The sequence below is a fragment of the Allobosea sp. P1_B10 genome, from assembly GCF_056406735.1.
In genome coordinates this window covers 101113-121296 of the sequence record NZ_JBFTZP010000002.1, presented here as the reverse complement: position 1 = coordinate 121296, position 20184 = coordinate 101113, and the positions used below count along the sequence as shown (strand labels likewise).

At 67.4% G+C, this 20184-nt stretch carries 21 protein-coding genes; 14 read left to right on the top strand and 7 right to left on the bottom strand.

The window, feature by feature from the left end:
- The first annotated feature begins 58 nt into the window (after positions 1-58).
- The 4 genes from AC1D2L_RS05235 (at position 59) to AC1D2L_RS05220 (ending at position 5016) form a co-directional block, all read left to right on the top strand.
- A complete protein-coding gene (locus tag AC1D2L_RS05235; protein WP_476844785.1) occupies positions 59-1570 on the top strand; it encodes a leucyl aminopeptidase in 1512 nt (503 codons plus the stop codon).
- A gap of 50 nt (positions 1571-1620) precedes the next feature.
- On the top strand, positions 1621-2139 hold the full coding sequence (locus tag AC1D2L_RS05230) for a DUF1269 domain-containing protein (protein WP_476844784.1): 519 nt from the start codon (positions 1621-1623) through the stop codon (positions 2137-2139).
- Positions 2136-3875 carry a hypothetical protein gene (locus AC1D2L_RS05225; protein ID WP_476844783.1) on the top strand — a complete coding sequence of 580 codons (1740 nt, stop codon included), beginning with the start codon at positions 2136-2138 and terminating at the stop codon, positions 3873-3875. The genes AC1D2L_RS05230 and AC1D2L_RS05225 overlap by 4 nt, the downstream gene beginning before the upstream one ends.
- Before the next feature lie 85 nt (positions 3876-3960).
- On the top strand, positions 3961-5016 hold the full coding sequence (locus AC1D2L_RS05220; protein ID WP_476844782.1) for an AI-2E family transporter: 1056 nt from the start codon (positions 3961-3963) through the stop codon (positions 5014-5016).
- Here AC1D2L_RS05220 and AC1D2L_RS05215 read toward each other — a convergent pair.
- Complete coding sequence (locus AC1D2L_RS05215; RefSeq protein WP_476844781.1) at positions 5006-6757, bottom strand: metallophosphoesterase family protein; 1752 nt, start codon at positions 6755-6757, stop codon at positions 5006-5008. The two genes, AC1D2L_RS05220 and AC1D2L_RS05215, sit on opposite strands and share 11 nt — an antisense overlap.
- 155 nt (positions 6758-6912) lie before the next feature.
- Between AC1D2L_RS05215 and AC1D2L_RS05210 the strand changes: the two genes are divergently transcribed.
- Genes AC1D2L_RS05210 through AC1D2L_RS05175 form a run of 8 tightly spaced genes read left to right on the top strand, consistent with a single transcriptional unit; the run spans position 6913 to position 14426 of the window.
- Entirely contained in the window at positions 6913-7629 is a 717-nt protein-coding gene (locus AC1D2L_RS05210; protein WP_476844780.1) for a Na+/H+ antiporter subunit E, read from the top strand.
- Positions 7622-7912 carry a monovalent cation/H+ antiporter complex subunit F gene (locus tag AC1D2L_RS05205; RefSeq protein ID WP_476844779.1) on the top strand — a complete coding sequence of 97 codons (291 nt, stop codon included), beginning with the start codon at positions 7622-7624 and terminating at the stop codon, positions 7910-7912. The genes AC1D2L_RS05210 and AC1D2L_RS05205 overlap by 8 nt, the downstream gene beginning before the upstream one ends.
- Positions 7909-8202, top strand: a complete 294-nt coding sequence (locus tag AC1D2L_RS05200) for a cation:proton antiporter (protein ID WP_476844778.1) — start codon at positions 7909-7911, stop codon at positions 8200-8202. The genes AC1D2L_RS05205 and AC1D2L_RS05200 overlap by 4 nt, the downstream gene beginning before the upstream one ends.
- Positions 8199-9131 carry an MnhB domain-containing protein gene (locus AC1D2L_RS05195; protein WP_476844777.1) on the top strand — a complete coding sequence of 311 codons (933 nt, stop codon included), beginning with the start codon at positions 8199-8201 and terminating at the stop codon, positions 9129-9131. Before AC1D2L_RS05200 ends, AC1D2L_RS05195 begins: the two co-directional genes overlap by 4 nt.
- Positions 9128-9472: an NADH-quinone oxidoreductase subunit K gene (locus AC1D2L_RS05190; RefSeq protein ID WP_476844776.1), complete on the top strand. Its 345-nt coding sequence runs from the start codon at positions 9128-9130 to the stop codon at positions 9470-9472. The genes AC1D2L_RS05195 and AC1D2L_RS05190 overlap by 4 nt, the downstream gene beginning before the upstream one ends.
- Positions 9469-10989 (top strand): complex I subunit 5 family protein, encoded by a 1521-nt coding sequence (locus AC1D2L_RS05185; RefSeq protein WP_476844775.1) that lies wholly within the window; start codon positions 9469-9471, stop codon positions 10987-10989. Before AC1D2L_RS05190 ends, AC1D2L_RS05185 begins: the two co-directional genes overlap by 4 nt.
- Positions 10986-12617, top strand: coding sequence for a complex I subunit 5 family protein (locus tag AC1D2L_RS05180; RefSeq protein ID WP_476844774.1), 1632 nt, complete (start codon positions 10986-10988; stop codon positions 12615-12617). The genes AC1D2L_RS05185 and AC1D2L_RS05180 overlap by 4 nt, the downstream gene beginning before the upstream one ends.
- A gap of 3 nt (positions 12618-12620) precedes the next feature.
- The gene (locus AC1D2L_RS05175; RefSeq protein WP_476844773.1) at positions 12621-14426 is read left to right on the top strand and encodes an SLC13 family permease; all 1806 of its coding nucleotides are present in this window, start codon (positions 12621-12623) and stop codon (positions 14424-14426) included.
- Between the two features lie 15 nt (positions 14427-14441).
- On the opposite strand, the gene AC1D2L_RS05170 is transcribed toward AC1D2L_RS05175, so the two are convergent.
- The 4 genes from AC1D2L_RS05170 to AC1D2L_RS05155 form a co-directional block, all read right to left on the bottom strand.
- On the bottom strand, positions 14442-15908 hold the full coding sequence (locus tag AC1D2L_RS05170) for an alpha/beta hydrolase (RefSeq protein WP_476844772.1): 1467 nt from the start codon (positions 15906-15908) through the stop codon (positions 14442-14444).
- Between the two features lie 26 nt (positions 15909-15934).
- Entirely contained in the window at positions 15935-16492 is a 558-nt protein-coding gene (locus tag AC1D2L_RS05165) for an HdeD family acid-resistance protein (protein WP_476844771.1), read from the bottom strand.
- 212 nt (positions 16493-16704) lie between these two features.
- Positions 16705-16971 (bottom strand): YMGG-like glycine zipper-containing protein, encoded by a 267-nt coding sequence (locus tag AC1D2L_RS05160; protein ID WP_476844770.1) that lies wholly within the window; start codon positions 16969-16971, stop codon positions 16705-16707.
- A gap of 538 nt (positions 16972-17509) precedes the next feature.
- On the bottom strand, positions 17510-17629 hold the full coding sequence (locus AC1D2L_RS05155) for a transposase (protein ID WP_476845212.1): 120 nt from the start codon (positions 17627-17629) through the stop codon (positions 17510-17512).
- 117 nt (positions 17630-17746) lie between these two features.
- Here AC1D2L_RS05155 and AC1D2L_RS05150 point away from each other — a divergent pair, with 117 nt between their 5' ends.
- A complete protein-coding gene (locus tag AC1D2L_RS05150) occupies positions 17747-18274 on the top strand; it encodes a hypothetical protein (RefSeq protein ID WP_476844769.1) in 528 nt (175 codons plus the stop codon).
- Between the two features lie 102 nt (positions 18275-18376).
- On the opposite strand, the gene AC1D2L_RS05145 is transcribed toward AC1D2L_RS05150, so the two are convergent.
- Positions 18377-19327 (bottom strand): carbohydrate kinase family protein, encoded by a 951-nt coding sequence (locus tag AC1D2L_RS05145; protein WP_476844768.1) that lies wholly within the window; start codon positions 19325-19327, stop codon positions 18377-18379.
- 128 nt (positions 19328-19455) lie between these two features.
- Entirely contained in the window at positions 19456-19815 is a 360-nt protein-coding gene (locus AC1D2L_RS05140) for a hypothetical protein (protein ID WP_476844767.1), read from the bottom strand.
- Positions 19816-19844: 29 nt separating this feature from the next.
- Between AC1D2L_RS05140 and AC1D2L_RS05135 the strand changes: the two genes are divergently transcribed.
- A complete protein-coding gene (locus AC1D2L_RS05135) occupies positions 19845-20126 on the top strand; it encodes a hypothetical protein (protein ID WP_476844766.1) in 282 nt (93 codons plus the stop codon).
- The last annotated feature ends 58 nt before the right edge of the window (positions 20127-20184 follow it).

The following is a 20184-nucleotide window of genomic DNA, read 5'->3' as shown; positions in this document are numbered from 1 at the left end:
CAGTCGAGAAGGCGAGCCCCATTTCCTCCAGGCAAGTGACCCGATGATGTCCTCGTGGATGAACTCTGTGGAGATCGTGCCGGCGGCCGGAGGCGCCGACAAGCTCGAGACGGAGCTTCTCGTGGTTGGGGCGTTCAGCGACGGGCCACTGACGGGCTCGGCCCGCGCGGTCAACCGGCTGCTCGACGGCAAGCTCTCGCGCATCGTGTCGCGCGGCGAACTCGGCGCCGCGCCCGGCTCGACGCTGATGATCCACCATGTGCCGGGCGGCGCCGCTTCGCGCGTCCTGCTTGTCAGCCTCGGCCCGGTGGAGGCTTTCTCGGACAGGGTCTATCTGCAGGCGCTGACAGCGACCGCGCGCGTGCTGACCGAGAGCGTCGTGGCGGAAGCGGTCGTGACGCTCGCCGAGCTCGAGGTGCCGCTGCGTAGCCTGGGCTGGCGGGTGCAACAGGCCGGGCGGATTTTGGCGGATGGCGGTTACAGCTTCGTTCTTCCCGGGGCCGCGCACGGCCGGGGCAAGGTCAAGGCGCGTCATCTGCGCAGCATAATGCTGCTGATCCCGCAGGCCTTGACCTCCGAGGTCGTGGTGGCGTTGCGACAGGGGATCGCGGTCGCCGAGGGCATCGCGCTGGCGAAGGATCTCGGCAACCTGCCGGGCAACATCTGCACGCCGGCTTTCCTCGCCGGCACGGCCAAACAGATGGGCGCCGATTTCGGCTTCGAGGTCGAGGTGCTGGAGCGCGACGACATCGAGAAGCTCGGCATGGGCGCCTTCCTGATGGTCGGGCGTGGCTCTGCCAATCCGTGCAAGCTGATCGTGATGCGCTGCAATGCCCGCCGTTCGCGGAGCAAGCCGATCGTACTCGTCGGCAAGGGTATCACCTTCGATATCGGCGGCATGCCGCTGAGGCCCGACGCCGATCCCGACGAGATGAAGTTCAGCATGAGCGGCGCGGGCAGCGTGCTGGGCGTTATGCAGACGGTCGCGCGGCTCGGGCTGGCTGTGAATGTCGTCGGGCTCGTCGCCGCTGCGGAGAACATGCCGGGCAGCCCCCCGAGCCGGCCAGGCGACATCGTCACCTCGATGTCGGGTCAGACGATCGAAATCCGCTCGCGCGATACCGAGGGCCGCCTGCTTCTCTGTGACGTGCTGACCTATGCCGAGCGCTTCAAACCGGCCTGCGTCATCGACATCGCCACGCTGACGGAGGCCTGCGTGGTCGCGCTAGGCTCGCACGCCAGCGGTCTCTTCGCCAATGACGACGCGCTTGCGGCCGAGTTGCTGCGCTGCGGCGGCATGTCCGGAGATCGCGCCTGGCAGCTGCCGATGTGGGACGACTATCTCGGTCTGCTCGACAGCAATGTCGCCGACACCACCAATTTCGGCGGGCACGCAGCAGGCGCCATCACCGCCGCCTGCTTCCTCTCGGGCTTCGCCAAGGCCTATCCCTGGGCCCATCTCGACATCGCCGGCACGGCGTCGGTCTCCGGCGAGGCCAAGGCCTCCACCGGACGGCCGGTGCCCCTGCTGGCCGAATTCCTCATCGGCCGGGCCGCCGTGGCGGCCTGAGCGGGCGGCAAGCCCGACGAAATCGACGTTCACAACCCAAGGAGATCATCATGAGCGACCTGGTTTTCATCGCGTTCCCCACCGAGCAGAAAGCGGAGGAGGTGCGCCAGAAGGTGCTCTCGCTGCAGCGCGAATACCTCATCGAACTCGGCGATGCCGTTGTCGTCGTCAAGAACAAGGAGGGACACGTCAAGCTCAACCAGATGGTCAACCTCACGGCGACGGGGGCGGCCTCGGGCGCGCTCTGGGGCACGCTGATCGGCTTCATCTTCCTGGTGCCGCTGCTGGGCACGGCGCTTGGCGCGGCGTCGGGGGCGCTCGGTGGCAAGATGACCGACATCGGCATCAATGACCAATTCATGAAGGATGCGGCCGGAGCGCTGCAGCCCGACACGGCCGGCCTATTCCTGCTCATCCGCAAGATGACGACCGACAAGGTCCTGGCAGACCTCAAGGGCATCGGCGGCGTGCTGATGCAGACGTCCTTCGACGAGACAAAGGAGGCGGCGCTGCGCGAGGCGCTCGCAGCGGCCCAGACGCAGGCAGCCACGGCGCCGGCGACGTCGTGACCGGCGCCTGGGCCACCGGAGCGGAAGGCGGCTGGGCCTACCGGCCAGTCGCCTCGGTGCGCCTGGACGATTTCCGCCCTCTCCTGCCGGCGGAGGAGGAGGTCATCGCGCGCCTCCTCTCCGGCAATTTCGATCGGCTCGGGGACGGCTCGCGCCCGGAAGGCGCGGACCCGACGCGAGAGGTCCGCGCGACTTTCCTGCGGTTTCTGATGCTTGGCGGCGAGGATGGCTGCCGGCCGCACGAGAAGGGCGTGCGGGTCAGCGGCGCATGGATCACGGGCATACTCGATCTCGAAGCCTGCCGCGTGCCCTACGACATCGGGCTCAGCGATTGCCGCTTCGAGGCGGCGCCCGTGCTGCGGGCCGCGATCATCAATCGCCTCTTCCTCGACGGTTCCTTCCTGCCGGGCCTCCAGGCCGAGCGGCTCGAGGCCCGCGGCGGCGTCTATCTGCGCGGCGCCGAGGTAACCGAAGCGGTCAACATCGCGCAGTCGCGTTTTGGCGGAAACCTCGAATGCGACGGCGCGACGATCCGCACGACGCGCGGTTTCGCCCTGAATGCCAATAGCCTCGAAGCGCGCAACGTCATGCTGCGCGGCGTACATCTGCGCGGCGGTATCAATCTCGCCGGTGCGCAGCTGGACGCCGATTTCGACTGCGCAGGGGCGGTCGTGGCGCGAGACGATGCCGCGGCGATCGAAGCCGGCGCCAGCGAGGTGCGAGGCGCCGTCGTGCTGCGCAACACCCGCATCGAAGGCGAGGTCCGGTTCGTCGCTTCCCAGATCAGCGGCGACATGGACTGCTCGGGCGGCAGCTTCAGCCACGCCGGGCAGGTCGCGATCGACATCAGCCGGACCGTCGTGCAGGGCGCCCTGTTTCTGCGTGGCGGCGCTGCGATCAACGGCACGCTCGGAATGACCGGCGCCTCGATCGGCACGATTCATGACGAGCCGTCGAGTTGGCCCGGCAACGGCGACCTGCTGCTCAACCGGTGCCGCTACGGCGCCTTCATCGACGGACCGGTCGACGCCAAGAGCCGGCTCGACTGGCTCTCCCGCCAGACGCCAGAGCGCTGGGGCGAGGATTTCTGGCCGCAGCCCTATGAGCATCTCGCCGCCGTCTTCCGCGAGATGGGGCATGGCGAGGATGCGCGCCGGGTGCTCATCGTCAAGGAGCACCTGCAGCGCAGGGCGCGGCGCCAGCGCGCGGCGAACCCGCTGTGGCGGGCGACCCTGACCGTGGTCGACGGCGTGCTCGCGATCACGGTCGCATATGGGCGCCATCCGTTGCTGGCACTGGCCTGGCTGGTGCTGTTCTGGGCCGTCGGCGTCGGCATCTTTGCGAATGCCGAAGCGCGGGGCGCCTTCAAGCCGAACAGCCCCGTGGTGCTGCGCGCGCCGGAATGGACCCTGTGCGGGCTCAGCCAGAACGAGCAGCGCCTGCTGGTCTCGACGCGCCAGCTCGCCGATGGGCAGGCAAAGCCCGGCCAAAGCCAGCTCGCCTGCTTCCGTCAGCAATGGGAAGCGTCGAGCTATCCGGCGTTCAATCCGTGGATGTATTCGCTCGATGCGCTGCTGCCCGTGCTGGACATGGGACAGAAATCCTTCTGGCGCCCGGAGTCCGCGGAGCGCGGCGGCGCCCTGGCGCTGAACTATTTCTATTTCCAGTCGGTCGTCGGATGGGCGCTCAGCCTCCTGGCGGTGGCTGGTTTCTCCGGGCTGGTGAAGTCGCCTTGACGCCTCCCGGCCCGCAAACAAGATTTTGGGCGTTGGCAGGGCGGGTCCGCGCCCCCCAGGCCCGTGGCATCTCACAGGAATCTCGATGACTTCTGGCAACACCCAAAGCGGCGCGCTTGTGCTGATCGCCGTGATCTCGACGATCGCGGCCCTTTCCGTCGCGAGCTCGGTCTTCGCGCCGGTGGCGTTCGCGCTCTTCATCATCGCTCTCGTCGCGCCGCTGCAACGCTCCCTGCAGGCGGTGCTGCCGCGACTGCTGGCGCTTGCGATCAGCGTCGTGGTGATGGTCATAGCCTTCTGTGCCTTCGGCTCGCTGATCGTCTGGGCCTTCGGTCGCGTCGGCCGCTGGATCGTGGCGGATGCGGGCCGCTTCCAGCAGTTCTATGACCAGATTACGCTCTGGCTCGAAGGCCACGGCATCGCGGTCGCCGGAGTCTGGTCCGAGAACTTCAACATGAGTTGGGTGCTGCGCACGGCGCAGACGGTGACCGGCCGCCTCAACACCACGATGAGCTTCTGGCTGGTGGTGCTGGTCTATGTGATCCTCGGCCTGCTCGAGGTCGATGATTTCGGCGGCAGGCTCGCCGCGATGCGCAACCGCGATGTCGGGCGCCTGCTCTCGGCGGGAAGCGCTGACACGGCAGCCAAGATCCGCCGGTACATGCTGGTTCGGACACTTATGAGCGTTATCACCGGCTGCCTGGTCTGGGCCTTTGCACGCCTGGTCGGCCTGCCTCTGGCGGAAGAATGGGGGTTCATCGCGTTTTCGCTGAACTACATCCCCTTCCTCGGCCCGCTCGTCGCGACGGTGTTCCCGACCGTGTTCGCAATCACGCAGTTCGGCTCCTGGCAGGCGGTCATCGCGGTGTTCGCCTGCCTGAACCTCATCCAGTTCATCGTCGGCAGCTATGTCGAGCCGCGCGTCGCCGGAAGCGCGTTGGCGATGTCGCCCGTCACCGTCCTGTTCTCGGTGTTCTTCTGGAGCTATCTCTGGGGCGTATTCGGCGCCTTCATCGGCGTGCCGATCACCATCGCCCTGCTATCCTTCTGCGCCCAGCATCCGTCGAGCCTGTGGCTCGCCGAAATCTTCGGTGCGCCGGTCGCCAGGACGCAGCCGCCGCCCGAACCGGTCATGCCGTGAGCTTCTGGGCCACGGCGGGCTCGATCTCGATCCGTTGCGGCTGCAGCAGGGCCAGACCACCATCGGCGGCGGCTGCGAGCGTGTGGATGTAGAAGCCTGTCGGCTGGTCATCCGTCGCTTCCATCACCGGCGAAGGGGCGGATACGATCGTCAGCCGGCCGCAGCGGCCGATCCAGTCGATGTGGCGGTGCCCGTGCATCGCGACGAGCCGATGCGCCATCGGCCCGAGCTTGCGCACGAACCGGCTGCCATTGATCAGCGCCGTGCCGATGCGTTCGGAGAGGGCGCTCGCCGCCATCGGATATTCCACCGGATGATGATGCAGCGCGATGACCCAGCGCGCCTGCGGGTAGGCCTTCAGCATGGCGAGCGTCGCCTGCAGGTCCTCCTCGGCGACAAGGCCGAGCGCGTTGGTGAAGGAGAAATGCGTCTCGGCGTTCGAGTTGAGCAGGATCAGGCCGAGTCCGTCGGGCTCTGCCGGAGGCCGGATCATGGGGAAGACGTCGGTCCAGATCGCAGCGAGACCGCGTGAGAGACGCAGGCTGCCCGCATCGGCGAAGCGCCCGATCGCATCGCGATGAGGTTCCAGCGCAGCGGCCAGTGTCTCGCCGGGTCGCTTGCGCTCGCGATCCGGGACCTGGATGCGCTCGCCCTGGATCGCGGCCATGGCCGAAAGCGTCCGCATCTGCCGCAGCCGCTTGCCGGGGCTCGTCGGCAGTTCCAGTCGGGCAGGATTGGCGCGGTCGACGATGTTGACGTCGTGGTTGCCGGGCAGAATGAAGGCCAGCGCGGCGAGTTCCGGATGGCGTCCGAGCGCATCGAGACATTCGGCCCATTCGGCCGAGCGGCCGGCATCGGTCATGTCGCCGGTGATCAGCAGCATGTCGAGCGGCTCGCTTGCATGGATTTCCGCCAGCCGCGCCAGCACGCTGCACAGGCGCTCATTGCCGCGCGGGCCGGCCCGGCCGCTCTCGATGCGGAAGCCATAGCGCTCGCCCACGACATGGATGTCGGAGAGATGCGCGACCCGCCAGCGCCGCGCCGCAGTCGGGGCCTCGTCGAACACGGCGAGATCGCGCGGCTGGTCCATGGTGGCATCGGCAAGCCCCCAGGCCAGCGAGGCCAGCGCGAGGTAGGCGCTCATCACGGTCACGGTGTTGGCCAGCGCGGGTACGACAAGCCGCAGCGGCTGGGCCAGATCAGCCATTGCGCCGGTCCAGCGCGTTGCGGGCCAGGCGAGCGCCGCGACGGAACCGGCGAGTACGAAGGCGCCGAGCCCCGCGCCGAGCGCGCTCGCCGCCCTCAGCCTGGCGCGCCGGTCCTCGCTGGCGGCCCCGGTAAGGAAACTTTCCGCCAGATGGCGCAGTCCCTCGCGGCAGAGCGCGTAGCCCGGCTGGACGACGAGCGAGTTCAGCGACCAGAAGCTGCGTTCGGCGGAGCGGAAGAGCGGACGCACACCATAAAATCCGAGCGCCCCGACAAAGGCGAGCACCAACAGCGGCCCGATCCCCGCCAGTGCACCGAGGCGCCCCGAGACGCTCTCGAGCCAGGCCGTCAGCAGCAGCGGCGCGGCGCCGAGCAGCACGCCCGGCAGTAAGGCGAGCAGGGTCCAGGCGAGCGCGAGCTTGGGCAGGTTGATCTCGCCGAGCAGCGTGCCGGCGATCGCAAACAGTGATCGCTTCTTCGTGCTGCTGGCGTCGTCTTCGGCGTCTCCCGCGCGGGGTTCAATCAGCGGGGTCATGGCGCACCGGTCCGGTCGCACCATGCCGCAGCCCCGTGACGTTGATCCATGCCGCCTCCCCCTTGTCGCCGGGCATCCTGCCAGCCTTCGCTTCGCGCCAACAGCGCGCAGCGCGAAGGAACTTCAGATTGGGACGCGAGGCCTAGAACTGAGACATGCGGCCCAAGACCCGCGACAGCGGCAGATGGTACGTTTTTCGGGCCGCCGCGCATCGAGATATTGTTCTTTCGTCGGGCATGAAAGCTCGAACACGACATGTATTCGACCAATACATCCGGAATATATGCAATTGCGAATGTGCGACATTTGTCTGTCGCGCGGTCGTGCCCAGCCATCGCGGCTCCCGCAATGCGGTCAGGCCGATGAGCGCCAAGCGGGACCTGACGGGTAACGGCCAGCCATCGATGATCCGCAGGGGCGCCGGCTTCATGATCCTGTGGCTCGTGATCATGGGGCCGGGGCTCAAGGATTTGCCCATGGGGCTCCTGGCGTCGCTCGCCGCAAGCTGGGCCAGCCTGCGGCTGTGGCCGTCCGGCAGCGGAGTATCGCCGCTCGGCATCCTGCGCTTCGTACTTCGTTTCCTGCCGCAATCCGTGGCTGCGGGGGTGAGCGTGGCGCGCCTCGCCTTCTTCCCCGGGGGCGGGCTGCGGCCGGGGTTTGCCTCATACCGGACGCGCGTTCCTGTCGGCATGGCCAGGCGCGGTTTTTGCGCCGTGATGAGCCTTCAGCCCGGCAAGTTGCCTGTCGCGGAGGGGCAGGACGACACGCTTCTGATCCATTGCCTCGACCGCGACGAGCCCGTTGCCGAAGAAATCGCGGCCGATGAGCGCGCCTTTCTCGCCATGATGCGCCTGGGGCACCGTCATGGCTGAGCTGCTGACCGGCGTGGCCGTCTTCATCCTGGCCGTAACCGGCATCGGTCTGCTGCGGGTGCTGCGGAGCACGCTCGCCGTCGAATTGATGATGGTGGTGCAGTTGCTCGGCACGGGTGGCGCCGCGGCGCTGCTGCTGCTCGGGGCGGCCAATCGCAAGCCGGCGCTGACGGATGTCGCGCTCCTGCTGATGCTGCTCGCCGCCTTCTCATGCGCCGCCTTCAGCCTCGATTGGGCGCAGTCCCCGCCGGAAGCACGTGACAAAGGGGAGAAGTCGGGATGAGCGCGGCGCTCGATCTCTTCACCCTCGTGTTCGTCGTGGCGGGAGCGGTGCTTTTTCTTGCGGGCACGCTCGGTCTGCTGCGTTTCCCGGATACGCTGAGCAGGCTCCATGCCCTGAGCAAGGCCGACAATCTCGGGCTGGGGCTGATCGTGATCGGGCTGATGCCGCAGGCCGGCAGCGTCGCCGGCGCGCTCAAGCTGGTCTGCGTCTGGCTGCTGGCGCAATTATCGGCCGCCGTCGCGAGCCAGCTGATCGCGGGGGCCGTGCAGCGGCGCCGGTCTCCCCCATGACCCTGCTGCTCGATCTCGGCCTCGTCGCCGGCGTGCTGGCGCTTGCCCTGCATGTCGCAGTCGCACGCGACGGCCGTAACGCCGTCGTCGCCTTTCTCGCATTCGGCCTGCTTCTCGGGTTGGGCTGGGTTCGGCTCGGCGCCATCGACGTCGCGCTGACGGAAGCCGCGATCGGCGGCGGCGTCACCGGCATGCTCCTGCTGCGCATGGAGGCGCATATCCGCCTGAGCAGGCAGGCCGGACCGGCACCGCGCTTTGCCGCGACGACGCTGGCGGCGCTCGCGGGAGCCGCGGTTGCGGCAGGGCTTGGGCTCGTCGTCCTGCTCCTGCCGGTTCCGGCCCCGACGCTGGCTCCGGCGGCGATGGCCGCGCTCGACAACACCGGCCTCGGTAACCCGGTGACCGCGGTGCTGCTGGCCTATCGCGCCCTGGATACGCTGCTCGAAAAGGTGGTGCTGCTGCTGGCGCTGATCGGCGTCTGGTCGCTGGCGCCCGACGGGCTCTGGGGTGGAGCGCCGGACCTGCGTCCGGCCAGCGTGCCTGAGCCGCTGCGCCTTCTCGCCGAGACGCTGCCGCCCTTCGGCGTGCTGATCGCGGTCTACATGTTCTGGGTCGGCGCCGATGCGCCCGGCGGCACCTTCCAGGCCGGCACCATCCTGGCGGTGATGTGGCTTCTCGTCATGATCGCGGGCCTGCGCCCCGCGCCCCGGATCGACGATGCACGCCTGCGTTACGCGATGGTCGGCGGACCCGTACTATTCCTGTTTGTCGGCTTCCTCGGCTTTGCCATTGCCGACGGCTTCCTCTCCTACCCCGAAGGCTGGGCGAAGCCGCTCATCGTCGGCATCGAGGCGGCGCTGACGCTCTCGGTCGGCGCGACGCTCGCCTTGCTGGTCGCCGGCCCCTCCAGCAAAATGTCGGCGCCGTGATCGGGCCCCTCGCCAGCCCCGCCGTTCTGTTTGGCCTGTGCGGCGCCGGGCTTTGCGGCATCGGCGTGTTCATGGCGATCGCGCATGCCGATCTGCTGCGCCGGATCATCGGGTTCAACATCCTGGGCGCAGGCATCTTCCTGGTTTTCGGCGCGATAGCTCGTCGAGGCGCCGCAGCGGGGCTTCCCGGCGATCCCGTGCCACAGGCGATGGTGATCACCGGCATCGTCGTCGCATTTTCGGCAACAGCGCTGGCCGTGGCCTTGCTGCGACGGCTGTTCGACCTGACGGGGCGCGAGACGCTCGAGCCCCCGCCGGGTGCGGAGCGGGACGTCGCATGATCCCGGCCCATGCAACGTCGCCCGGCGGCTATCTGCTCGTCCTCGCCGTGATCCTGCCTGTGGTCGCGGTGCTGGCGATGCTCGCTCTCGACAAGCGCCATGCAGCGCGCCTTGCCTGCACCGCGATCGCGGCGGGCCTGGCCGTTGCGGTCGCGATCGTCGCCACCTTGCTGAAGACCGAGGTCGCGCTGACCTATTCAGTCGGCAACTGGCAGCCGCCGCTCGGCCTGGCGCTGCGGGCCGACGGGCTCTCGGCCACGATGCTGGCGATGACGGCCGTCATCGTCGCGGCGGTGGCCCTGTTTGCGCGCGGCCTGCAGCGGCTCGACGTCGCGACCTGCGACGGCCGCGCGGGCGCGACCTTCTGGCCGCTGCTGATGGCGCTCTGGAGCGCGCTGAACGCGATCTTCGTCGGCGAGGACCTGTTCAACCTCTATGTCGCGCTCGAACTGCTGACGTTTGCGGCCGTGCCGCTCGTCTGCCTCGACGGGCGCGCCACGACCATCGCCGCCGCGCTGCGCTACCTGATGTTCGCGCTGCTGGGCTCGCTGCTTTATCTGCTGGGTGTCGCGCTGGTCTATGGCAGCACCGGCACGCTCGACATCCGCAGCCTCTCGGCGCTCGGGCAAGGCGGGCCGGCCCTGTCGATGGCACTCGCTCTGATGATCGCGGGCCTCCTGGCGAAGGCCGCGCTGTTCCCGCTGCATCTGTGGCTGCCGCCCGCCCATGCGGGGGCTCCGGCGGCGGCGAGCGCCATCCTCTCGGCACTGGTCGTCAAGGCGCCGATCTTCCTGATCCTGCGGCTCGTGCTCGATGTCGCGCCGGCCCAGGCTGCAGCCTTCGCCGGCCAAATCCTCGCCATTCTGGGGGCCGCCTCGATCCTGTTCTGCAGCGTGATGGCGCTGAAGCAGGCCCGGCTGAAGCTGATGATCGCCTATTCGACCGTAGCGCAGATCGGCTACCTGTTCATCGTCTTTCCCTTGGCCATCGGCTTTGACTCCGTGCCGCCCTGGGCGACGATCGCCGCGACTGGCGGGGCGCTTCAGCTGGTCTCGCATGCGCTCGCCAAGGCGGCGATGTTCATGGCCGCGGGCGTGATCGCCGAGGCTTTCGGACATGACCGGATCGCGGATCTGCGCGGCTTCGGGCGCCGCCTGCCGATCAGTGCCTTCGCCTTCGGTCTCGCCGGGCTCTCGCTGATGGGCCTGCCGCCGAGCGGCGGCTTCATCGCGAAATGCCTGCTCCTGACGGCGGCGGTGACCGGAGGCCAGCTCTGGCTCGCGGTGACGATCCTGCTCGGCGGGGTGCTTGCAGCGGGCTACGTCTTCCGCGTGATCAACACGGCATTGGTGCAACCAAACGCGGTGGAGGTCCCCGGCAGGCCGATCCCGCGCAAGCTCGAGGCCATCGCGCTCGTCCTGGCCGTGGCCGCAGTCCTGCTCGGCTTCATCCCGCTCGAGCCCTTCGGCTTCCTGCAGCTCGGCCGCGTGCCCGTACCGCTGGCGGTGTCGCCATGAACGCCGCGAGCCTGTTGCTGGCCGCCTCAGTGCTGCTGCCGCTGGCCATGGCGGCTGCCTGCCTGTGGCGGCGTTTCCGCATCCATGCACCTGTCCTCGTCGTACTCGCGCCGCTGCCGGCGCTGCTCACGGCGATGCTGGCGCCGGCAGGAACCGAAGTCTTCTTCCCCTCTCCCTTCCGCATGACGCTGGCGCTCGACCGGCCCGGCGCGATCCTGCTCGGCGGCGCCGCGCTTCTGTGGGGTGCAGCCGGCGCCTATGCCGCCTCCTATCTCGGCCGCAAGCCTGGCATGGGGCGCTTCTGCGCCTGGTGGCTGCTAACGCTGGCGGGCAGCCTCGGCGTCCTCATCGTCGCCGATATCGCGGGCTTCTACCTGCTGTTCACGCTGGCGAGTCTCTCTGCCTACGGGCTGATCGCGCATGAGCAGACCGCAACTGCCGAGCGCGCGGGCACGATCTACGTCGTGCTGGCGTTGCTGGGCGAAGCTTTCCTGCTGCTGGCCCTGGTGATGCTGGCCATGACCAACCCCGAGCCCAATCCGCTGATCCGGGACGTGGCAGCAGGTCTCGCCCAAGCGCCCCAGAGGAACCTGATCGTCACCCTGCTGGTCCTCGGCTTCGCCCTCAAGATGGGGCTGGTCCCGGTCCATGTCTGGCTGCCACTCGCCCATCCGGCCGCGCCGATGCCGGCCTCGGCGGTGCTCAGCGGTGTCGTCGTCAAGGCGGGCGTGATCGGATTGATCCGCTTCCTGCCCTTCGAGACCGGTCTGCCAGGCTGGGGGGACGCGCTTATCCTGATCGGGCTGGTTACGGCCTACTACGGAGCCGCCATCGGCTTCACCCAGCGCCGCGCCAAGACGATCCTGGCCTATTCGACAGTCAGCCAGATGGGCCTAATCGCTGTGCTGCTCGGCACGGCGCTCGCCAATGCTGACCCGGCAGGGCTCGATCTCGTCGCCTATTACGGCGTGCACCATACGCTGGTGAAGGGCGCCCTTTTCCTCGCGGTCGGCATCGTGATGGCGACGGGCAGCGCGCGGCTGCGGCCGGTCTTTTTCCTGACCGCGGTACTGGCGCTCAGCCTCGGCGGCATGCCGCTGACCAGTGGCGCGCTCGCCAAGCTCGCCGCGAAGCCGATGCTGGGCTATGGCGCGCTCAGCGTCGCCGTTTCGCTCGCCGGCGCCGGCAGCACGCTGCTGATGCTGCATTTCCTGCGCGTGGTCAGGGCCGGTGCGGCCACCGACCACGATGCGCGCGCGCCAATGGCGGAGACCCTGCCCTGGCTCGTGGTGACTGCCGCATCGCTCATCCTGCCCTGGTCGCTCTATCCGGCGATCTCGGGCGAGAGCCTGGCCTCTCTCGTCTCAACGGAGGCGCTGTGGAAGCTGCTCTGGCCGATGGCGCTCGGCGCCTTGGCCATGCTCGGCCTCAGCCGCTTGACGGCCCTGCAGGGCGCCATCCCTGAAGGCGATATCCTGCATTCGCTGCGGCGTGGCGCGCCGCTCCTGCAGGGCTTCCTCACGCGGATCGGCCAAGTCGATGCGGTGCTGCGGCGCTGGCCGGTGGGGAGCCTGTTGCTGATCGCGCTGGTCGTGCTGCTCGGCGGCGCCCTGCAGTCGAGGGGATGAGCCATGACCGACATCGAGAGCACCGGCATCATCATCGCGGGAACGATCCTGCTCTTCGCCTGGAACAGCCTGCCGGTCGTCGTCGTCGCGATGTCTGCGGCGTTGTCGCTGTGGGCGACGGGCGTCGTCACGCTGGAGCAGGCGATGGCCGGCTTCGGCGACCGGGCGGTCGTGTTCATCGCGAGCCTGTTCATCGTCAGTGCGGCGCTGGAGAAGACCGGCGTCACGGCCTGGGCCGGACAGTTCCTCATCGCGAGGGCGGGCGAGAACAGCCGCTGGCGACTTCTCTCGATCATCATGGGGGCCGTCGGCTGCCTGGCCGCGCTGATCAGCGGCGGCGGCGCCGTGGCGGCGCTGATGCCGGTCGTCGTCATGGCCGCCATCCGCTTGCGCCAGTCTCCCGCGCAGTTGCTGATGCCGCTGGCCTTTGCCGCCCATGCCGGCGCCAACCTGCTGCTGACCGGGGCGCCCAAGAACATCCTCGTCTCGGAGGCGCTGGAAGATTCGGGGCAAAAGGGTTTCGCTTTCGCGGAATTCGCCCTTGTAGGCCTGCCGCTGCTCGCCGGGACAATGCTGATCATCCTGCTGCTCGGCCGGCGGCTCCTGCCGCAGGAAAGCAGCGCGCGGCTGCCCGCCGATTTCAGCCGTCACGCGCAGACGCTGGTCGAGCATTACGGCTTGAGCGACGGCGTCTTCCGGATGCGGGTGCGGCCGAGTTCGCCCTTCATCGGCATGGCGCCGGCGGATCTCGATCTCGGCGATCCCGCACGACTGCAGATCATGGCGGTGCAGGCAGGGACCTCCGGCCTCCCCCTGCGCGACCAGGCCATAGCGCAGGGCGATTATCTGCTGGTGCGGGGCGAGGCGCAGGCTGCCGCCGCGCTGGCGGCCGACCAGCATCTCGCCTTGCGCGAGGAGGCGGCCGGCGACGCCGGCATGTTCAACCGCCGCTCGGGGCTGGCGGAGGTGGTTATCCCGCCGCGCTCGGCCCTGATCGGCCGGGCGATGCATCCAGGCATGGTGACCGACAGCGGCGATCTCGTCGTGCTCGCGGTCCAGCGTGCCGGCGTCGATCTCGGCCCGCGCGAGCCCTGGCTGCAGGCGGGCGACACGATCCTGCTCGAAGGCAGTTGGGAGGCGCTGGATCTCCGGCTCGAGGACCCGGACGTGCTGGTGGTCAACTCGCCAGATCTCGTGCGCCGCCAGGCCGTGCCGATGGGCGCCGGCGCGGGCATCGCGATTGCAGTGCTGGCGGGGCTCGTGGTGATGCTGGCGACCGGGATCGTGCCGCCCGCCGCCGCGGGGCTCGCCTGCGCCTGCATGCTGATACTGACCGGCATCGTCTCGGTCGATGAATCCTACCGCGCGATCCACTGGACGACCGTGATCCTCGTCGGCGCGATGATGCCGCTCTCGATCGCGATGGTGCAGTCGGGCGCGGCGCAACTCGTCGCCGGCTATCTCGTCGCGCTGACGGGCGATGCGGGGCCGATCGTCTTCCTCGCCGGTCTCTTCATCCTGACCGCGACGCTCGGCCAGATCATGAGCAACACCGCCACCACGATGCTGGTGATCCCGATCGCGATGGCGGCGGCCGCGAGCTTGGGCATCTCGCCCCGCCCGATCCTGATGAGCCTGTGCATCGCGGGCTCGGCCTCCTTCCTGACGCCGATCGCGACCTCGACCAACCTCATGGTGATGGGGCCGGGCGGCTACGCGTTCGGCGACTACTGGAAGCTCGGCGTTCCGTTGATGCTATGGTTCTTCGTCATGGCGGTGTTCTACGTGCCATTGATCTGGCGCTTCTGACGGACGACGCGGGCGCTACTGCCCGCTCCGCGCCCCGGCCAGCGGCTCGTCGATCCGTTCGATCAGATAGGGAAAGAACGGGTTCGACGACATCCGCAGCAGGGAATCGAGATTGACGATCAGCGTGCCGCGTTCGCCGCGCGCCGCCACCGCCCCGAGCTGGATGCCAAAGTCCTCGGTCTTGTCCGGGGCGAGACCATAGAGCGCGTCCGTCGTCGGGAAGGGCAGCGCGACATGGGACAGCGAGAACACGTCATGCGGGTAGTTCAGGCCGAGCGGGCGCACGCTCTCCTGCGTCTCCCCGGCCGGCGTCGATCGCTCGACCATCTCTGTCGCATCAGGCCCGGCATTTGTGATGATCGAGACCCGGTAGGCGCGCGGCGCGGGCGGCAGCATGCGGGTCAGCAGCGTGTCAGAGGTCGAGCTCAGCAGCGGCCCGAACTTGGTGCTCCGGTTCAGGTCGAACAGCACGAGCTCGCTGCCATTGGCCGGCAAATGGGCGTAGAGCGAGGTGATGATCGCGCGCGTGCTGACGGTGAAATCCATCACCGACTGAAATGTGATGATCGGCGCCAGATCCTTCAGCCGGCCTTCGCGCGACAGCCGCAGGATCCTCTGCTGCAGGGCATCGGTGAGGAGATGGGACTGCCGGGCGCCATTCACTGGGAATGAGTTGAACTTGAACGGGTTGAACTCCGGCAGCACGCTGAGCCAGGCCGCCTTTGCGAAACGCGGCAGGACAGCCGGCAGGGCGGCGAGCCCGGCAAAGCGCGCGAAGGCCGTGATCCCCACCATCGGCGAGATCAGGACGATGCGGTCGGGCCGCGCCAGCGCCGGATCTTCAAGTGCCTCGAGCGCATGCATCAGGGCCAGAGCGCCGCCGTTCGAGAAGCCGACGATATGGAACGGCACGCCTGCACCGACGCGTTGGCGGGCCTCGCGGACGGCCAGATGCGTGGCGGCGAGCCAGTCCTGCCATTCGACTTCGGTCAGCCCCGCGGGAACGGTGCCATGTCCGGGCAGCCGGATCGCGACGGAGAGGAAACCACGGTCCCGATAGTGCCGGGCAACATGGCGCAGGCTGTAGGGCGAGTCGGTCAGGCCGTGGAGGAAGACGGCGGCGCCTACCGGCTTGCCCTCCGGCTCCATCACATAGGAGCGGTTCCAGTCCTGGGCGAAACGGGCGGGATAGATCGGGCTGCCGTCGAAATAGCGGTTCACCGGAACACGTTCATCGGCGTCGAGCTTCTGGGTAACCTCATCGCGGATGCTGCGGAACGCGGCCTCCTCGGCCTTGAGGTAGCCCGTCCAGTCGCTCTTATCGAGCGCGGCGATCGAGAGTTCCTCCGGCACGAAGGTATGCCAGGGTTCCAGCGGCGCACCGCGTTGGCTGTCGTAGATACGAAAGCCTACGAGCGAGATCGCGACGATGGCTATCAGGATAGCGCCGCGCTTCAGCGCCCTGCCGAGAAACCTACGCATGCCGTCTATCCTGCTCCGCCGCCGCTTCAAGTCGCACGGCGCGCGGCCAGCGCGATCGCGATATAGGCCCATCCGGCGAAGAGCAGCGAAATGCCGACCAATGCGCCGGGCGTATAGGCGCCATTTCCGGGCAGGCGCATCGCCAGGGCGAAGCCGGCGATGATCGTGACAATGCTGGAGAGGAACATCCAGCCGGAGCCTCGATGCGCTCGCATTCTCACCGCGAGGGCGAATTGCGCGAGCCCTTCCGCGAGCAGCACCAGCGCGATGACCAGCGTGATAGCAAGCGCACCCTTCATCGGATTGAGGTAGACGAGCAGGCCGCCGAGCAGTTCGATCAGGCCGACGAGAAACTGCCAGATGAAGCCGCTCCAGCCCTTCAGCAGAAAGGACTGGACGATCTTGACGAGGCCGCTGACGCCGATGACGAGGCCGAGGAACAGCGTAACGACCATGGTCGAGAGCGCCGGGCTGGCTATGGCGACGATGCCGCACACAATCAGCGCGACACCGAGCGCGATGATCTTGCCTGATTGCAGGCGAACGAGGCCCTGATCCGAGAGGCCTGGCGCATCGGTCGTCATCTGGAAAACCCTTCCCAAGCCGCACGGCGTTGTGCGCGGCAACTGGCCAGCTTATGCCTTCCGCGGGCCCGTCATGGATCAGCAGAGAATCCCAGCGCTGTTCTCAGCATCCCTATTTGGCAACCCGATCTTGGCACGCGCAGCGGGGCAGGCACCGGGACCAAGGATGGCGAGGCTCGCAGCCATCGCCCCCTCGGCCGGCGCGAGACCCCTTATGGGCACCGAGCCGTGAACCTGCGCCCGTCCCGATCCTCGAAGATGCAGTTGTCGGGAGTGGTAGCGCGTCCAATCAGGGCTCCGGTCAACCCACCCGCCAGGGCGCCGATCGCGGCGCCCCGTCCACCACCGGCTGCGGCGCCGATAAGCGCGCCACCGCCCGCGCCGATCACACCGCCACCCAATGTCCGCTGAGCCTGGGAATCGGGGTTGCAGCCCGCGAGGGAGAGAGCAAGGGCGAGGAAGACGACGGGGCGTATCATGGCGGGCTTTCCGTGCACGTAATGGACCCAAAATGCGATCGGATCATCATAGCCCGGACCAAAGAGGTGGCTATTGCACTGCGTCCCAATCTACGTGCATTCCGTTCCAATCGTTCGCCTCGATCGTAAGGCCGTCCATCGGCGCGCTTCTCGTGCCACGCTCCGGGTCGAGCGCATCAAGGATGCGGCTGGCCCAAGCTGTGCCGCGCGAGGTCTGCGAGAGGTGAAAGACAGATGGCATAACGGTCAGACCAGCGGTTCGGAGATCATGATCCTGAATGCGCCGTCCGATGTCCTGGTTTGTATGAGGACCCGGACGCGCGGATATCCATCTTGACCAGGGCAGCCCCTGAGACCGGATACGCAGATGCAGATCGATTATGCCAACCAGACGACACCCTTGCCGACGGGGCGGGGCATCCGTCTTGTGACGTCGCGCTCCTCCACGACCCGCCTCAGATCGGCCTTCGGACGGCGGACTCCACAGCCTGGTCTATAGCAGCCGCGCGGGCGGCTTCGAGAATGTCAGCTTCCAAGCCTAGAGCGAGTGCGGGCTCACGCCGAGCCGCTTGGACACCTCTGAAACGCGGTAGCCAAACTCAGTGATCTGCACGACGGCGTCACGCTTGAAATCGTCGCTGAGATGGCAGGGGCCCATCATGCCCTCCTTGCCTCAGAACTGGGATACAAGGCGTCCTCAATTCTAGGGGCTATTCAACATGACCCAAATGAGATTGCGCTCGGATGCAGTTGATATGATGAAGGATGGCCGCAGGTGCAGCCCGCATCCCGCCTAATGGAAATCCTGAAGATGAAATCCCGTCGCATTTCCGCAATTGCACTGGCTGTCGCCCTGCTTGCTACGCCTGCGCTCGCCAAGAATTTCGCCGTCCCGGACAAGGATCCGGCCATCGTTATTTCGATCCCTGACAACTGGACCACGACAGAGGTCAAGTATGGGTACGAGGGTTGGTCGCCCAACAAGGACGTCTACATTTCTGTTGAATTTGCCGCGATCAAGAACGTCCGCGCGATGATGGAGAGCAACGAGAAATGGATGAAAAGCACCGGGATCAAGGTCAACGAGCCTGCGGAATCCGAGATTACTCTCAATGGCATCAAGGCGACGCACTATAAATTCTCGACAACGTTCAAGGACGAACCGACGACAGTAGACTTCGTCATGTTGCCGGGCGGCAAGGACCGTGTCGTTCTGCTGACGCTGTGGGGCAATGAAGACGAACGCAAGACGCACTCCAAGGCGATCGATGCGATCCTCACCAGCCTGAAGGCCATCAACTAAAAGGGTCAGGGTCGTTTGAACCGGCCCCTCGCGCAGCGATATGCGCATCATCGTAAAGCGGGGCGGGATTCCCGTGCGGCGACATCCCGCCCCTCTGCTCGCCTAGGCTGAAAGCGCCGCCGCGACCTCCGCCCGCGTCGGCAGATCAGCCCCCTGACGCGTACAGGTGATGGAGGCTGCGGCCACGGCGTACCGGACCGCCTCTGCCACCTCCCCGATGGTCAGCCCGCCGAACCGCGACTTGGCAAGCCGGCCGACGCCCGCGAGATTGGCCAGCGCAGCAGCGTGGAATGTGTCGCCCGCGCCGACGGTGTCGATCACGGCAACCGCACGGCCGGGAATGAAGATGGGCTCATGCCCGCGCAGATGCGCAGCGGCTCCCCTGCCGCCATAGGTAACCATGATTAGCGCCGGTCCTGCCGCGTGCCACCGAGCGACGAGACTATCGATGTCCACCCCCGAGCCATAGGCCGTGGCGAGGTCTTCCTCGCTGGCCTTGACGATGTCGGCATGTGGCAGGAAGGCTTCGAAGCGCTGGCGCCATGAGGCCATGTCCGGCGTCACCCCCGGCCGGACATTGGGGTCGAGGGAGATGGTCACCCGCCCGTTCTCGCGCTCCGCCAGATGCAGAAGCGTGTTGCCGACAGGCTCCACGATCATCGTGTAGGACCCGATGGCAATCGCCTCGATTGCGCCGGGAAGCTCTGGCGGCAGATGCTTCAGGTCAAGCTGGCGGTCGGCCTTTCCCTCGCCATGGAAGCTGTAGCTGGGATGGCCATGCTCGTCGGCGCCCACGACGCTGATCGTCGACAGCCTCTCCGAGCGGACCGCATGGGAGAGATCAACTCCTTCGGCTTCGAGCTTATTCGCCAGCGCTTGGCCGAAGACGTCGCCGGACAGCCCTCCGAGAAACGAAACGGGATGGCCGAGGCGCGCCAGCCCAACGGCGACGTTGAAGGGCGATCCTCCCAGCACAGCCCTTGTATGGAGGTGCTCCTCAGGTCCGTTTGGGACGAAGAGGTCGATCAGGGCTTCGCCGCAGACGAGGATCATGGAGAGGTCTCACAAGGTCGCCACGATCATGAGGCGGTGCCGACCAGTGCTACCGGGGTTGGGAGGCGCGCGGCAACCCTGGGGCAGCGAACTCAGCCACCTCGAGGCCCTAGTCGCCTCACGGTCCGCTAGCTGTCCTTGCCAAGGATCACGATGTTCTCGCTCTCGAGCCCTTTCTTCGGCTGGGACGTCGGTACCGGCTCGGGAACGTGGTCCTCGCGGACATGCTTGCCCGCGGCCAGACCCTCGGGGTCGTCGGCCTCGTATGGCGCATGCGGGCCTGTCGCGTTGCCCGACAAAGGGCTCGGCCCCGGCCGCTGCTCGCTCGCCTCGCCGGATTGCCCGGGCCGGCGCGCGGTTCGATAGGGCGCCGGCGCATCGGTCCTGTGCCATCTCGCATCCTCCCATTGCTCGAAAACCAACCGGCAGAGTGCGTGCGAGTTCCGCTGCCGGACGATGATGCGGTGTGTGAGAATGCTATTCTCCACCGCCCCCCCCGCGAGGACACCCCGCCAACATGGCCGAGCACGACCAGACTGAGAAGAACCGGCAGATCGAGGATCTCGCGCGAATGATCTACCTGGAGGTCCAACGCCAGATCGACGCCAACTGGCCGGCCAACGCCGCAATCATCGAGGCGGGCAGCCTGCGCAATGTTCTCGTCGACGGCCATGTCGATCTGATCAAGATCGCCGCGGCATTGACGACGCGTTACGACATGACGTCGCCCGATATCGAGACGGTAGGCGAGTCCCGCGAGATCGCCGGGGACGGGCATCGCGCCTTGCCGAATTCGTGATCGGACCGGACCGCAAAAAACGGGACGGAAAACTGGAACAATCGTCAGCTTCACCCAT